General features: G+C 42.7%; 10 protein-coding genes. 6 read left to right on the top strand and 4 right to left on the bottom strand.

Features of this window, described 5'->3' with window-relative positions:
* The first annotated feature begins 194 nt into the window (after positions 1-194).
* Entirely contained in the window at positions 195-3,458 is a 3,264-nt protein-coding gene (locus ACRWQM_RS12675; protein ID WP_434930226.1) for a S41 family peptidase, read from the top strand.
* A 163-nt stretch (positions 3,459-3,621) separates the two neighbouring features.
* Here ACRWQM_RS12675 and ACRWQM_RS12670 read toward each other — a convergent pair whose 3' ends face one another.
* The gene (locus tag ACRWQM_RS12670) at positions 3,622-4,059 is read right to left on the bottom strand and encodes an OsmC family protein (RefSeq protein WP_434928632.1); all 438 of its coding nucleotides are present in this window, start codon (positions 4,057-4,059) and stop codon (positions 3,622-3,624) included.
* Between the two features lie 401 nt (positions 4,060-4,460).
* On the opposite strand from ACRWQM_RS12670, the gene ACRWQM_RS12665 reads away from it, so the two are divergent.
* The gene (locus ACRWQM_RS12665; RefSeq protein WP_434930225.1) at positions 4,461-7,439 is read left to right on the top strand and encodes a TonB-dependent receptor; all 2,979 of its coding nucleotides are present in this window, start codon (positions 4,461-4,463) and stop codon (positions 7,437-7,439) included.
* Between the two features lie 96 nt (positions 7,440-7,535).
* Positions 7,536-11,870, top strand: coding sequence for a pullulanase-type alpha-1,6-glucosidase (gene pulA, locus ACRWQM_RS12660; RefSeq protein ID WP_434930224.1), 4,335 nt, complete (start codon positions 7,536-7,538; stop codon positions 11,868-11,870).
* 190 nt (positions 11,871-12,060) lie between these two features.
* On the opposite strand, the gene ACRWQM_RS12655 is transcribed toward pulA, so the two are convergent.
* Positions 12,061-12,705 (bottom strand): DsbA family oxidoreductase, encoded by a 645-nt coding sequence (locus ACRWQM_RS12655; protein WP_434930223.1) that lies wholly within the window; start codon positions 12,703-12,705, stop codon positions 12,061-12,063.
* A gap of 388 nt (positions 12,706-13,093) precedes the next feature.
* On the opposite strand from ACRWQM_RS12655, the gene hpf reads away from it, so the two are divergent.
* Positions 13,094-13,450: a ribosome hibernation-promoting factor, HPF/YfiA family gene (gene hpf / locus ACRWQM_RS12650; RefSeq protein WP_226410613.1), complete on the top strand. Its 357-nt coding sequence runs from the start codon at positions 13,094-13,096 to the stop codon at positions 13,448-13,450.
* 97 nt (positions 13,451-13,547) lie between these two features.
* Here the strand turns inward: hpf and ACRWQM_RS12645 are convergent, their stop codons facing one another.
* Complete coding sequence (locus ACRWQM_RS12645) at positions 13,548-14,267, bottom strand: YebC/PmpR family DNA-binding transcriptional regulator (protein ID WP_434928636.1); 720 nt, start codon at positions 14,265-14,267, stop codon at positions 13,548-13,550.
* A gap of 368 nt (positions 14,268-14,635) precedes the next feature.
* Between ACRWQM_RS12645 and ACRWQM_RS12640 the strand changes: the two genes are divergently transcribed.
* Positions 14,636-14,893, top strand: a complete 258-nt coding sequence (locus ACRWQM_RS12640; protein ID WP_226410611.1) for a TIGR02922 family protein — start codon at positions 14,636-14,638, stop codon at positions 14,891-14,893.
* 60 nt (positions 14,894-14,953) lie between these two features.
* Here ACRWQM_RS12640 and ACRWQM_RS12635 read toward each other — a convergent pair whose 3' ends face one another.
* On the bottom strand, positions 14,954-15,532 hold the full coding sequence (locus tag ACRWQM_RS12635) for a TetR/AcrR family transcriptional regulator (RefSeq protein WP_226410610.1): 579 nt from the start codon (positions 15,530-15,532) through the stop codon (positions 14,954-14,956).
* A 126-nt stretch (positions 15,533-15,658) separates the two neighbouring features.
* Between ACRWQM_RS12635 and ACRWQM_RS12630 the strand changes: the two genes are divergently transcribed.
* The gene (locus ACRWQM_RS12630; RefSeq protein ID WP_434928638.1) at positions 15,659-16,702 is read left to right on the top strand and encodes an alkene reductase; all 1,044 of its coding nucleotides are present in this window, start codon (positions 15,659-15,661) and stop codon (positions 16,700-16,702) included.
* The last annotated feature ends 93 nt before the right edge of the window (positions 16,703-16,795 follow it).

Here is a 16,795-nt window from a genome sequence, read left to right as displayed (position 1 = left end):
ACGTCAACTTATACCTGTGCCACTTAATATCATTTCCATTGAGCTTCCTCTCTCCAAAATAAGTAGTCTAGCGTTATGAAGACACCGCAATAAAGGCGATTAATCTGTTGCCATTAGTTACATTTTTAGGCTTTTAAAAAAGTCACATTCTGGTAACTTGTCTGCTAACAAAAATAATATGGAATAAACCCTTAATGAAACTTCGTCGCTCAGTATTAAGCTGCATGATTGCCCTAGGTTGTGTTAGTGCGTTCTCATCTGTGGTGCAAGCCAGTAATGGTTATTATCGTGCCCCCGCATTACATGACAATACCTTAGTGTTTACCGCTGAAGGGGATTTATGGAAAACCCAGCTTAATAGCAAGATTGCGAGCCGGTTAACCACTCAAGCGGCGGAAGAAACCGATGCCAGTATTTCCCAAGATGGACAATGGATTGCATTTAGCGCTAACTACGAAGGCGCGACAGAAGTGTATGTTATGCCTATGGCAGGTGGCGTGGCCAAGCGAGTCAGCTTTGAAAACTCGCGGATAAGATTACAAGGCTGGACAGCCACAGGTGAGATCCTGTATTCCACAGACAATGCCTTTGGCCCAGCAAACTACTGGGTATTAAAAACCATTAATCCTGATACGTTAACGGTAACTAATTTACCGCTTGCCGATGCGATAGAAGGTGTCATTGATGCTAAAGGGGAATATGTTTATTTTACCCAATTTGGTCTGCAGGCCAGTGGTGATAATGCCAAAGTGTATCGCGGCGGCGCCAAAGGTGAAATTTGGCGTTTTGGTTTAGGCCAAGACAAAGAAGCACAGCAATTAACCACCCAACATGAAGGGTCAGTACGTCAACCCATGTTGTGGCAGGACAGAGTTTATTTTATTAGTGATGCATCGGGTAATGATAATATTTGGTCTATGTCATTAACCGGAGGCGACATTAAACAACATAGCCAATATACCGATTGGCAGGTCAGAGATGCTAAATTACATCAAGGTAAAGTGGTTTTTCAGCAGGGTGCTGACATCAAATTATTTGATCTCGCCAGTAATAAAGACTCAGTTGTGGATGTTGAATTAAGCAGTGATTTTCCCCATCGACGTGAGCACTGGGTTAATGATCCAATGGATTACGCTACCTCAACCAGCTTAAGCCCTAAAGGCGATCAAGTGGTGATAACGGCTCGTAGCCATGTTGCCATTGCCAATAAAGATGATCGTCGCTTAGTGCAAATAGCCTCTGCACCAGAGAGTCGAGTACGTGATGCATTACTGAGTAAAAATGGTAAATGGGTATACGGCATAAGTGATGCTTCTGGTGAACAAGAAATATGGCAATTCCCAGCCGATGGCAGCGAGGGTGCAAAACAGCTGACTAAAGATGGCAATACGCTACGTACCAGTTTAAAGCTGTCACCGAGTGGTCGATATTTGGCCCATGACGATTATATGGGCAATGTGTGGCTACTTGATTTAACCACGAGTAAAAATAGCAAAATCGCCGTCAATGGCGAAGGTCTAGGGCCATATCAAGATATTGTCTGGTCACCAGACAGCGAATATATCGCATTAACTAAAGCCGAAATCGGTAAACAACGCCCACAAGTCGTGCTGTATTCAGTTAATGAATCTAAAGCGCAAACACTGACCTCTGATAAATATGAATCATTCTCACCAAGCTTCAGTTTAGATGGCAACTGGCTGTACTTTTTATCTAATCGTGATTTCAATGCCACGCCAAGTTCACCTTGGGGCGACAGAAACATGGGCCCGGTGTTTGATAAACGCACCCAGGTTTTTGCCCTAGCGTTAAATAAAAAAGCACTATTTCCGTTTGCTAAAACAACCGAGTTATCAGTACAAAATGACAAAGATGATGAGGGTAAAGTTGAAACAGCCGACATAAAACTTGAATGGCAAGGCTTGGCGCAGCGACTATGGCAAGTGCCTGTTGAGTCTGGTAATTACAGCCGTTTACAACAATCAAAATCAGGTCTGTATGTTATTGATAGTGTGAATGATAAAAGCGCTTTAAAGTGGATTAAGTTCGATAATGTCGCGCCAAAAGTGGACGTATTTGCTGAAGATGTCGCTGACTTTACTCTAGCTGATGATCAATCCACTATTTTACTGCGCAAACAAGCCAATCCGAAAGAGTTATTGATTGTTGCAGCGGGTGAGAAGTTACCTGCAGATGTGAGTCAGGCGAAGGTCAAAACAAATCAATGGCAATTACGCATTTCACCGATGCAAGAATGGCAGCAAATATTTGAAGATGCGTGGTTAATGCATCGCGATCAATTTTTTGATACCCAAATGCGCGGACTCGATTGGCAAGCAACCAAAGCTAAGTATCAACCTTTACTGCAAAGGGTCACCGAACGTAACGAGCTAAACGATATATTTGAACAAATGATGGGCGAGCTAAACTCGCTACACTCGCAAGTGCGCGGTGGCGATATGGTGCAGGATAAAGATGCGGCTAAATCGGCGTCACTCGGTGCACGGTTAAATCTGAGTTCCAAAGGCGTTGAGATAGCCCATATTTATCAAAATGATCCTGAGTTACCGAGCCAGGCTTCACCATTAGCCCGTATTGAAGTTGATGCCCAAGTGGGTGACATCATTAAAGCCATTAACGGTAAGCCAGTGGCAAATTTAGGTGATGTAACACAGCTATTGCGTAACCAAGCCAACAAACAAGTGTTATTAACCCTAGAGCGTGGCAGAAATCAACATAAAACCGTGGTGTTACCTACCGACACTAACACTGATGCCACATTGCGTTATTTAGATTGGGTGCAACATAATCAAGCTAAAGTTACCGAAGCATCAAAGGGTGAGTTTGGTTATTTGCATTTATACGCTATGGGCGCGGGCGATATCGAAAGTTTTGCGCGTGAGTTTTACACCAACTACGACAAACCAGGGTTAATTATCGATGTACGCCGCAATAGGGGCGGTAATATCGACAGTTGGATTATTGAAAAGTTATTACGTAAAGCGTGGGCATTCTGGAAGCCAACCCATGGCAGTGCTAGCACCAATATGCAGCAAACATTCCGTGGCGAGCTAGTGGTCTTGGCTGATCAAATGACGTATTCAGATGGGGAAACCTTTTCTGCAGGTATTAAAGCCCTAGGTATAGCGCCACTAATCGGCAAGCAAACCGCTGGTGCAGGGGTGTGGTTATCGGGTCGTAACAGTGTAACTGACAATGGCATGGCAAGGGTTGCTGAGTATCCACAATATGCAATGGACGGTCGCTGGGTAGTTGAAGCCCATGGGGTTGAACCGGATATTGAAGTGAGTAACTTACCCCATGCAACATACCAGGGGGACGATGCTCAGTTAGCCGCCGCGATTGAATACTTACAGCAAGCGCAAGCTAAGCAGCCAATGTTACCGCTTAACGCATTGCCGTTGCCAAAAAGTGGCAAAGCGGATGATATTAAATAGTCATACTTAAAGTGCCTGTAGTGATATAGGCACTTTTAAAACAAGCATAAATAGATATGGATAAGTAGACACAAAAAAGCCGCGAAAGCGGCTTTTTTGTGTTTGGTGCTTTATGTTTAGCGCATGATTGTTAACAATCAAAACAGCATAATTAAGCTAAAAATTAATGCTTAATTTCAACTTCACAGGCTAAAGAATTAGCGATAAAGCAATTGGCGTGGGCTTTTTCATGAATTTTAGCGATGGTTTCTTCGCTTACTTCAAGGCCATCGGCAAACACAACCTGAGGATAAAGGGTCATTTTCACCACTGCAATTTTACCTGCATCATTTTTACCTAAATCAGCAATGGCGTTATCAGTATAGCTATCAACCGGTAAACGTTTTAGGTGTGCAATGGCCAGAAAAGTCAGCATATGACAAGAAGACAGCGCAGCTAATAAGTTTTCCTCTGGATTAACTTTATCGGCATTGCCTTTATATTCTGGCGCTGATGAAGCTTGAACCGCTTGACCACTGCCATAACTGACTTGATGGTCACGATTAAACTCACCCTCTGGTGCAGGTGAAGTGTGCCAATCAACAGTGACTTTAAAACCCATCTGATACTCCTAGTTTGAGCGACCACATTGCATTCACAATGCGTTATTCGGTGCTGATTCAACACTAACTGGACGCTAATGTCCATGTTTTATCTATGCTTTTAGGCGCTCGGTTTAAATGATTTTCATATGAGTACTAGCACAAAAGAATATGACGCACCCCAAATTAATTACAAAGTATTAATTTATAACACTAAAAATACACAAGTTAGCTTTTTAGCTGTGATGTTGAAAATTCAATTGTTACCAATATGTTATGAATACGTATGCACTGTATTGTTATCAAAAGGGGGAGAAGCCTAGTATATCGGAATAATAAGTGTCCGGTATTCTGCATAATGTGGGTGGTATATCCGAGTATTGGACAACAATAAAAACCTTAAAGGTGAAGGGGAAAACCAATGCTCAAAAGTAAACCCAGTGTTTTATCATTGGCTTTAGCAACAGCAGGTATGAGCGTGATGTTCATGTCTTATGGCGCTAATGCAGCAGATGATATAAAGCCCATAGTGCAACAAAAAACAGTTAAAGCTGATGCTAGCCTTGAAGTGAATAAAACCACCAGTGATCAAGCTGCCAGTGGTGCTATTGCAGATGACACGCTTGCAGAAAATGATCAAGAAATCGAGCGCATTGCCGTCAAAGGCTACAGTCGTAGCCTTATCGATTCACTTAACTCTAAACGATTTAGTGACACGGTGTCCGAGCAATTATCTGCCGATGATTTAGGCGCCTTGCCCGATGTCTCAATGGCCGATGCATTAACGCGTTTACCGGGTATTTCCGCGGTACGAACCGGTGGCCAGGCCGCTGAAATTAACATTCGCGGTATGTCTGGCGGGTTTGTGTTTTCAACACTTAATGGTCGCGAACAAGTCTCTACCAGTGGTTCACGCAGTATTGAGTTTGACCAGTATCCTTCAGAGTTGATTAGCTCTGCCGCCGTTTATAAGTCGCCTAAAGCTTCACTCATTGAAGGTGGTGTAGCCGGTACGGTTGAGCTGCAAACTATTAGCCCGTTAAGTATAGATAAAGACCATAGCTTTGTGGTCAATGCCAGAGGCATGCATAACGATCGCGCCAGTGAAGTGTTTGGTGCAGAAGAATATGGCAGCCGCTTAAGTTTTTCCTATCAAGGTAAGTTTTTAGAAGATACGGTAGGTATTGCGGTTGGTTATGCCCGTTTAGATCAACCTAGCGTCGCGACGCAGTTTATTGGTTTGGCTTATAACGACTCTAAAGAGTTAGATGGCCTAGCGAACGACACTAACGGCCCGGTTGATAACCCAAGCTATGAATATATTAGTGAAGGTTTTGAAATGCAGCATTTAGGCGGCGTTGAAACCCGCAATGGTTATATGGGCGCCATTGAATGGGCACCCGTTGATAACTTTGTGCTTAAAGCCGATGCGTTTATGTCTCGTTTTGACAGTGAATCGTTTGCCCGCGGTTTTCGCGCCAAATTAGGCGGCCGTAATGCCAGTGTTGCTAATCCGGTATTTGACGGTAACAGCGTCGTTGGTGGTACGTTTAATCGCACCTCAAAAAGCTATACCCGAGTAGAAATTGTTAACGATGACAATCAAGATTTTGATGAAGTAAACAACTTTGGCATTAATGCCGACTGGCAAGTGACTGACCGTTTAAATGTGAATGTTGACGTGTCGTTATCATCGGCTAAAAGTGATTTTCGCAACGGTTTGTTATGGGCCAATGTCGCCCAAGATGCTAATGCAGAAACCCCTATTTTTGATGAAAATGTGTCAATCAGTTATTTACTCAATGGCCTAGATTTACCCGATGTGGGTTTTAATCAAGCCGATGCTTTTTCTGATATAGACCGCGTAATGGTCAGTAAATACGGTATTTATCCTTTTCTGAATGAAGATGAAGTTAAAGCCTATCGTGTTGACTTTAAATACGACTTAGAAATGGATGTGATTACCAGCGTTGAGTTTGGCGCGCGTTATTCTGACCGTAACTATTCAAATGACCGCTCGGTATTTGAATACGGTAACGATGGTGCGTTTTCTAAATCTCAGCCACCCTTAAAGCTTACCGACGACATGACCACAGTGGTCGATTGGCAAGGTGACTTTAGTTACTTCCCATCTTATTTAGCCATTGACTTAGATTCCGCGTTAAATGCCTGGTTCCCAAATGGTGTGCCACAACCGGTACAAACCTGGGGCAATGCGGGTGGCGTTATCGACCCTCAGGGTTACACCACTAACTACTCGTGGACCATGCTACAAAGCGGTGAAGTGTATGAAGAAGTATTATCTGCTTATGTGATGGCTAACATCGATTCTGAAATAGCGGGTATTCCTGTTACCGGTAACTTTGGTGTGCGTATGGTTGATACCGATCAATCAGCCACCATGCTGCAAAACGTTGAAGGCGATGTAAATCTCGGCGCACAAAACATTGCTGACAGCATTGGCATTATTAACCAAAACTACGCGCCAACGGTGCAAGGGGTTAGCTATACCGATTATCTGCCATCGATTAACTTGAACTTCAAAGTTGCTGAAGACTCACAAATACGGGTTGCTGCAGCCAAAGTGATGTCACGTCCACCGATCAATCGTTTAGCCGGTGATATCAGTGCATCAGTATCCGATGATGGCAAAATTAATGGTTCAAGCACCAACAACCCATTTTTAATGCCATTTTATGCAGATCAATACGACTTATCCTTTGAGCAGTATTTTGATGAAGGTGCATTTGTTGCGGCCATTTTCTATAAAAACATTGATTCATTCATTGATACCGTCGCGATTGAAAACTTTGACTTTAAAGGCAATGGATTCAACGTACCTGAATATATCACTGATGAAATCAGCGGTGAGCAAATTGCCACCACCAATGGTACTTACACCACAGCAGTGAACAACGCTGAAGGCGGTTACATTCGAGGCTTGGAACTGGCTTACACCCAAGTGTTTGCCTCGCTGCCCGATGCCTGGTCTGGATTAGGTTTTAATGCGAGTTACTCCTACACAGAATCTGAAGTGCAATCAATCACTAACCTTGGCGGCGATACGACGGCCCAAGCTTTACCTGGTCTGTCTAATAACGTTGTCAGTGCCACCTTGTTTTATTCCTATGAAGGTTTTGAAACCCGCGTAAGTGCGCGTTTCCGTGATGAATTTGTCTCGGAACAAGTCGCTATTAATGAGCAAGTGGTTAACTTTGACGGCGAAACCGTGATTGATTACCAGGCATCATACCAAGTCACTGACGGTCTAGGGGTGTTGTTCCAGGTGAATAACTTAACCGACGAGCCGACAAGAAGTTACTTCGGCACCGAAAACAAAACCGGCACCTTGCAGTACTTTGGTCGCGAATTCTATATGGGGTTCACTTATGCGATGTAATCAATTAGCAATTATCAAAGTTACCAATATAACAATAACAACAAATACCAACCAAGCGGTTGCTCTACAGCAAAAAGTGATGGGGAGAAGTCAGTCATGATGACTAAGTCAACAATTACGACATTCAGTGTATTTGCACTGAGTATGACAGCACTAATGGGGTGTGGCAGTGACTCAACCGAGCCAGGCACAGTATTACTAACTTGTAATGTACCAAACGTACCTAATGCAGGGGGAACAGAGTGTGTGCCGCCACCACCATTAAGTTGCCCAGCACCTAAGTTTCCCGATGCTAATAATGAAAGCTGTATTGTCGGTTACAACCCCGACTTGCCTATGCCTTCTGTACTTGCTGGGCCTAATCAGGCTGTGTTGTATTACAACCGCATTAAAGATAAAGATAACAGCAGTGGTAATACTAATTATCCCGGTTATAAGCTCCATTCATGGAACAATGATACCTGTGACGCCTATGCGCCACCCTTTGATTCAACTGACTGGGCTAATGGCCACTCTTTTGATGGTATCGACCCAAACTACGGCGCTTACTGGTTAATCAATTTAAAAGAAGGTTACAGCGAGTGCGCTAACTTTATCATTCATATCGGCACTGAAGGTTCAGGCAAAGCATTAGGCGATGGCGATTCAGTGATGAGCCTTAAGTCTTTTGCCGATGACTCTGCCCCTGAAGCACAATTTAACCGTGCTAACTTCACCATTCACGGTGAAAGTGATGTGTATGACTATCCTATTTTAGATGTAGGCTTTGCCATTGATGGCGCCAGCGCTCATTGGTTAGATAAAAACACCTTTGTGTGGAATGAATCTTCCGATGGCATCGCTAAATTTGTATTACATCATTCGGCCACCGCAGGTATTGAAGCTGATAACGACAGCAATATCAACGGCATTCAAGTTGAGTTAACCGAAGCCACGCTCACTGACGAGCAAAAAGCCCTAGTGCCACATTTAGCACAATGGCCTGCTTATGAAGCTAACTTTAGCCTTGATGAAGCGAAAAATATCGCCAAAGAACAATTGGTATTAGTGGCGTACGACAGTGATAACAAGCCCGCTGCCGCAACTCATGTTCAAGTGGCTAAAGTGTTAGATGCACTTTATACCCAGGGCGATGCAGATGCCGATGAAGCGTCATTAGGCATTATGTACGACAACGGTATTAGCGCTAAAGTGTGGGCGCCGACGGCACAATCGGTTAATTTGAAGATATATGACAGTGCTAAAAAGCTGACTAAAACTGAGCCCATGACCTTAGATAGCCTAAGCGGTATTTGGTCATTTAGTGGCGACATGAGCTTAGACCGTCAATATTATCGCTATGAAGTAAAAGTCTATCATCCAGTGTCGAAAAAAATTGAAACACTGGAAACCACAGATCCCTATTCACTCAATGTATCAACCAATGGCCGTTACAGTCAGTTTATTAATTTATCTGACGATGACACCAAACCCGATGGTTGGGACGGGCACACAGTTGCAACGGTAGAAAACCCAGAAGATATCGTTATTTATGAAGGCCATGTACGTGATTTTAGTATCAGAGATGAAACCACATCAGCCGCTAATCGTGGTAAGTATTTAGCCTTTACTGAACAAGGCAGCGCGCCGGTTGAGCATTTACGTCAACTTGCTGAAAGCGGTGTTACCCATTTTCATGTATTGCCAGTAACCGATATTGCCACCATAGAAGAAGATGTGACTAAGCGGATTGAAATTACCGATACCTTAGGCATGTTATGCAGCAAGATTGCTGACAATGCTAAAGCCTGTAAAACAGAAGATAAAGCCGCCAAAATTGTTGATATATTAGCGGACTTTTTACCTGGATCTGGAGATGCACAAGACCTAGTCAATGCCATGCGCGGATACGATGGTTTTAACTGGGGTTACGATCCACAGCATTTTATTGCACCAGAAGGCAGTTATGCTTCAAGCCCTGAAGGGGTTGCACGAGTAAAAGAATTGCGAGCTATGAACAAAGCCTTGCATGAGCTTGGTTTACGCGTGGTACTTGATGTGGTCTATAACCACACCAGTTCATCAGGGTTATGGGACAACTCAGTACTCGATAAAGTGGTACCGGGTTATTATCACAGATATAACGAAATCAGCGGCAAAATTGAATCATCAACCTGTTGTGACAATACCGCCACAGAACATAGAATGATGGATAAGTTTGTGTCTGATTCGATGGTGATTTTAGCCAAAGAATATGGCTATGACGGTTTCCGTTTCGACGTCATGGGTCATATGCCTAAAAGCAGTATTCTAGCGGCTAGAGAAGCGGTTCAAGCGGTTGATGCCGATAACTACTTCTACGGTGAAGGTTGGAACTTTGGTGAGGTGGCTGATAATCGATTATTCGAACAGGCAACCCAAGCCAATATGGCTGGCAGTGAAGTGGGCACCTTTAACGACCGTATTCGTGAAGCCGTGCGCGGTGGGGCGTTATTTGCCACAGACCAAAAAGATGATTACTTACGTGATCAAGATACCTTGCGCTTATCTATGGCGGGTAACTTACAAAACTACATCCTAAAAGACTTTAACGGCAATTCAGCCAAAGGCAGCAGCTTTAGCTGGAACAGCCAACCAACAGGTTACACCTTAGACCCAGCAGACAGTATTAACTATGTGTCAAAGCATGATAACGAAACCCTATGGGACATTTTACAATATAAGCATAAAGTCGGTTTATCGTTAGAGCACCGTGTTCGAGTGCAGAATATTGCCGCCACCATTCCGTTAATGAGCCAAGGTATTCCATTCTTCCAAATGGGCGGTGAAATGCTGCGCTCAAAATCAATGGACCGTAACACCTACGATGCCGGCGATTGGTTCAACTGGGTCGACTTTAGCAAAAACAGTAATAACTGGAATGTTGGCTTACCTTTAGCACAAGACAATAAAGATAAATGGTCGGTGATTAGCGGTATTTCAGCTAACCCAAATGCCGCCGCGTCAATGTCAGAAATTGATTTTGCATCAAGTGTGTTTAATGAGTTTCTATCGATTCGTCAATCAAGCAAGTTGTTCCGCTTAACCACAGCGCAAGACATTATCGACCGAGTGGGTTTCCATAATATTGGTAAAAACCAGCAGCAGGGCGTGATAGTCATGAGCATCGATGACGGCCTAGGGCTAACCGATATTGACCCCGCGGTTGACGCCATAGTGGTGATGGTAAACGGTAGCGCACAAACGCAATCACATACCATAGCCACCGCCGCGGGTTTTAGCTTACATGCTAAACAAATGATGTCGATTGACAGCACAGTGCAAGACGCAAGCTTCAGTCAGGGTGATACCGAGGGTACCTTTACTGTGCCGGCTTACACCACAGCTGTATTTGTTAAAACACAAGGTGATGTTCAAGGTGAAGGCTTAAGTGCCAATGCCACAGCTGGTGCACCCGATGTTGTGCCTTATGGCAGCACAGATGTATTTGTTCGTGGTGGCATGAATGGCTGGGGTGAAGTGGATAAGTTCACCTATGTGGGCGCAGGCGAATATCGCATTGCTATCACACTGGCCGCAGGCAGTTATGAGTTCAAAATAGCTTCTGCTGACTGGAGTACTGTTGACTTTGGTGCTGTTTCAGCCGATGTTGCAGCGGTTGATGAAGATATCGCAGAGCAACTGAGCGCTAAAGGGGCCAACATGACCTTTACGGCCGCTGCTGATGCAACCTATGTGTTCTCATTAGATGCTGCAAACAAAGACAACCCAGTATTAACTGTGTTCAATGAAGAGCCATTTGTCGGCACATCGGTTTACCTACGTGGTGACATGAATGGTTGGTCTACTGACAGTGAAATGGTTTATCTAGGTGGCAGTATATACCGCGCTGAAATCATGGTTACCGCAGGCACTAAAGGCTTCAAAATAGCTTCAAGTGACTGGAGCAGCGTAGATTATGGTAGCGCAGATGCTGACGGAACGGTTCAATTAGGACAGCCTAAAGCGTTAGCGGTCAAAGGGGCTAATTTAGGCTTTAATTTTGATAGCGATGCCATGTACAGCTTCACATTTGACATGCGTAACCGTAACGAACCTATCTTAACCATAGATAAAACCGATATGTTTGCCGGTAATACCGTTTATATTCGCGGTGGCATGAATGGTTGGGGTGAAGTTGATGCGCTTGCTTATCAAGGCTCATCTGTTTACACGGTTGATATCGCCATTGCAGCCGGCGATTACGAGTTCAAAATCGCCACAGGTGATTGGTCTACCGTCGACTTTGGTGCTATTGCCGCTGATGAAACCGTTGTTGAAGGTGCGATTAAAACCTTAGCTAAGAAGGGCGCTAACATGAAGTTATCTGTCGCCAGTAATGCAACCTATCGCTTTACGGTAACCGGTCCAAGTAGCGACTCACCGACCTTGAATGTGACTAAGTTGAATTAACCGATATAACGCAACAAAGTTGATTAAATATCAATAACAAAAAACCAGCGCAAGCTGGTTTTTTTATGGGGCTAGGCTGAGCAAACTAAGCTGAGTAAACTAAAGCTGAGTAAACTAAAGCTGAGTAAACTAAAGCTGAGTAAACTAAAGCTGAGTAAACTAAAGTAGAGCAAGCAGAGGCTGAGTTTATCTACTCTGCTACCAACTGCTTGATGGCTTCAATTAGGTAATCCGCACTTTGTGCACCTGAGATCAAATACTTTTGATTCAATATAATCGCTGGTACAGCACTTATGCCTCGGCTTTGCCACAAGGCCTGCTCTTGTCTAACCGACTCGGCAAATTGCTGTGATGCTAATACTTGCTCAGCTTCGGCACGGTCTAATCCAACACTGTCGGCAAGGGTTAATAATACTGCAATGTCATCAGGGTTTTGCTGCTGGGTAAAATAGCTATCAAACAAAGCGAGTTTAAGTTCAGTTTGTTTATTAAATGACTTTGCCCATTGCAGCAGCTGGTGGGCATTAAAGGTATTGTAAATACGCGATTGGTCGGTGAAGTTAAACTCAATATCCAGCGTTTTACCTATAGCCGTTAAATTGGCCCGATTCTGCTGACTTTGCAACGGTGTCGAACCGTATTTTTCAGCTAAATGCTCACCAAGGTGTTGACCTTGTTTGCCCATATTGGGATTTAACTCAAAAGGGTGCCAAGTGATTTGCACCTCAAGATCAGTAAAGGAGATTAAGGCTTGCTGAAGTCGCTTATAGCCAACGATACACCAGGGACACATAACATCTGAGACAATATCTATTTGCAGGGTTTTGAGTGACATTGGGTTAACCTATAGATTAATTTAAGTTTATTAAAGTAGGGTACAACTAACTTAACTGATTAAATTTTAACTTAAAAAGCCACTTATTAGATGGCTTTGTGAGCTGTGTTGTAAAGCGAGTAAAAGTAGTGAACAAAGTTACTTGTTTATGTCTATACTAGTTGTGTATGGTGATGTTAAATCAAATTGAGAACAAAGTTGTTCAAATAGTTTGATCTAACTTTACTGATGTAAGCAATACAGAATTAAATTACAGATGTGACTTTGATATTCATTTTGACACTTTTTTGATTTAATCCCTTGAAATCTACAGTAAATGCCCCAAGTTCTCTTTTATGCAGTCAATTAATATGACATTAAAGAAACGTTATAACGCTAAGGACACTTTATGAAAATAAATCTTTCTGGTCACCATGTAGATGTTACTGACACTGTCAAACAACATGTAGAAGAAAAGTTCGCCAAGCTTGCTAACCATTTTCCAACCCTTATTGCATTAGACATTATTATCGCTAAAGAACACGGCGAATATGATGTAGAAGTTAGCACCAATTATGAAGGTACTCGAATTGCCGCTAAAGGCCTAGATTCAGTGATGTACCCAGCTATTTCCAGTGCTGCTAAAAAATTAGACGCAGCACTTAAACACCGTAAAGGCCATTTAAAAGCAGACTTGCATGCTAAGCCTGAAGTTACCGCGCCAGAAATTGCGTATGAAAAAGTACAAGAGATGGATTTACGTTAATTGAGTTAACGGATCCAGTTTCTAATAAAAAACGCAGCTTAAGCTGCGTTTTTTATTAGAGGCTTTAATAAATTCTAGCCTGTATGCGGTGATTAACTTATTCGCTAATCTCAGCATTGTGATACACGTTTTGTACGTCATCACAATCATCTAATGCCGCTAAAAACTTATCAAAGCTTTCGATATCTTCGCCGCTGATCTCAGTCATGGTTTGTGGTACAAAAGCTAAGTTTTCTACCTTGAAATCAATTTCTGGGAAGGCTTCAGTTAACACTGTGCGGGCATTGTTAAATTCAGATACCGGTGTAAATACACTGATAATGCCATCCTCAAGTTCTACATCGGCAACGTCAACGTCAGCCATCATAAGCAGTTCTAAAATCGCTTCATCGTCATCACCATCAAACACAAATACCGCTTGATGCTCGAACATATGGCCAACAGTACCTGGACCGCCTAGCTTGGCATCATTTTTAACAAACGCCTGGCGAACTTGAGTAAAAGTACGGTTACCATTATCCGTTAGGCAGTCAACAATCACCATACAACCACCAGGGCCAAAACCTTCATAGCGAGCCGTATCGTAATCTTCACCACCGCCACCACGGGCTTTTTCAATAGCACGTTCAATAACGTGTGCTGGAACTTGATCTTTCTTCGCGCGGGCAATCAAGCTACGTAGTGCTAAGTTGCCATCAGGGTCAACACCGCCTTTAGCGCAAATGTAAATTTCTTTACCGTAACGTGAGTAAATGCGAGTCTTTTGGCCAGCGGTTTTCGCCATGGACTCTTTTTTATTTTGATATGCTCTGCCCATCTTAATCTCGTTTTATTAAATGTTTAATGCTAAAAATTGTCATCGATTCTAGCAGGAATCATTCAAGCTGTTTAGATCAGACTTTAAAAAACGTGTAGATAATCTATATTTAAATCAACATATGTCGGTTTAAGCGAGGTTATATTCAATCAACAAAGATGATTTTGGCAACATTTTGGTTACCTTTGTTTCTTTTTGTATAGGATTAACGCGGTAAAAAGCATATTATTAAACTTAAAAGTGATGTGATTTTTGTTATGACTTAATCACATCACAGTATATAAATGAAAAAGATTGATAGACTGAATACGGAATATTGGCTAATTAATCCTTCACTTAACTAGTGTCTACTGGTACGAGAGTAAAGAATGAAATCTGAATCAAAGCAAGATGCAAATAGCGATAAACCGTCATTAGCCACTGTGACAATATTATTTTATGAAGCACCCGCAGGGCTTGAAATGCATAACACAGTATTAACTGATTTAACCATTAGTGAGTCTGGTCGGGTGATGATCCCTGATAGCTTTCGTCGCGGAAAATCGATTATTGCGGTATTAGATGGCGAGTGTACTATTTTGAACGCTTTGGGCGAGCGAGTATTTTCTCAAAAAGTAATTGGTTAATAGCAAGCTAAACCCATATTGGAGTTCAATAAAAATGACGCTAAAGGCGTCATTTTGTTTTTAAAGTAAGCTATTAAATAATTTGTCAGCTAGTGGTAACAACACTTCTTTTGTTGGGTGTGTATGGGCAAATGTGCGCAAACCATAAATGCCCATCATTAAAAACTGCGCCTGTAATTGGCTATTAGTGTCGCTGTCGATTAGTCCCTGTAATTTTGCCGCTTCAAACACCTGCTCAATGCCGAATTGCCAGGCGTTAAGGTTGGTATTAATCAACTGACTAATATCTTCATCTTGCTCACCCACTTCATTTAACGCTTTGGTTAGCAAACAAGCCTGGGTGGCATCACAACTCAAACACTCTTCTACAATGCCCGCTAAATAAGTTTTTAAGTTGTGCAACGGGTTATTGTTATTGGTAAACAATAGTTGAAATTGCGCGCTGCGGTCAGCATGGTATTGGCCTATTGCCGCTAGCAGTAAGCCCTTTTTGTTTTCAAATGCACAATAAATTGATCCTGGGTGCAATCCAGTCGCTTTGGTTAAATCCGCCATGCTGGTTTTCGCATAACCTTTCATCATAAATGCTCGCATGGCCGCACGCAGTACAACTTGGCGATCAAACTCTGCATTTCTCATGGCGTTCTCTTTAGCATTAGTAATTATTGGGTGAGTTTAACCAATTTTGAATAAACATTCAAAAATTACTTGAATGAATATTCAAATAAGATTATCTTGAACGCATATTCAAGAACGGAGACTGTCATGTCAGCCAATTTATTCCAGCCTTACTCATTAAATAATTCATTAACCTTAGCCAATAAAATCTTAATGGCGCCATTAACGCGTTGTATGGCGGATGCCAACTTAGTACCAACCCAACAAATTGCTGACTATTACGCACGTCGTGCAGAAGCTGGATTGATCATTAGTGAAGCCACTATTATTCGACCTGACGGTCAAGGTTACCCAAATACACCTGGCTTATTCAGTCCTGAACAAATTCAAGGGTGGAAAGTGGTAACAGATGCGGTGCATAAAAATGGTGGCAAAATATTTGCCCAACTATGGCATACCGGTCGTGTAGCGCATCCACACTTTTTTGGTGGTGGTGATGTGTTATCTGCTTCAGCCGTTGCGGTTGAGGGCAGTGTCCCAAGAATGCGTGAACTGACATACCAAACACCTAAAGCTGCCACTAAAGAAGATATAGTGCAGTTAGTTAAAGATTATGCCCAGGCTGCAGCGAATGCAATTGATGCCGGTTTTGATGGTGTTGAAATTCATGGTGCTAACGGATATTTGATTGATCAATTTTTACACCATGACAGTAACCGTCGTGATGATGAATATGGCCAAACCCCTGAAAACATGTCTCGTTTTGCATTAGAAGTGCTTGACGCAATTGTTGAACGTATTGGCGCAGATCGTACAGGTCTTCGTTTATCACCGGGCGCCTATTTCAATATGGCAGGCGACAAACGTGACCGTGAGGTATTCGATTATTTATTACCACAGGTTGCCAAACGTGATATTGCTTTTGTTCATGCTGGGATATTTGATGATGCAATGGAGTTTGATTACTTAGATGGCCGTGTATCTAGCTACTTACGTAAAGTGTATCCAAAAACCTTAGTGGGTGTGGGCAGTTACACTGCGGACTCAGGCGCAAAAGCTATTTCAGACAACAAATTTGATTTACTGGCTATTGGCCGTCCATTTATTGCTAACCCAGATTACGTAGCCAAAGTGCGTCAAGGTGAAGCGGTTGTTGAATACAACGACGCTATGTTGGCTGAACTTATTTAACACCATTGTTTGATCTGCTTTGTTAGAGATCACTTAGGATATTATTTTCATTCAAATGAAAATAAAACTAAAAATCAACCCCAATTGACAATT

Source organism: Shewanella sp. HL-SH5 (assembly GCF_051163755.1).
In the GTDB taxonomy this organism is placed as follows: Bacteria; Pseudomonadota; Gammaproteobacteria; order Enterobacterales; family Shewanellaceae; genus Shewanella; species Shewanella glacialimarina.
This window is presented reverse-complemented; position numbering and strand designations above follow the sequence as displayed.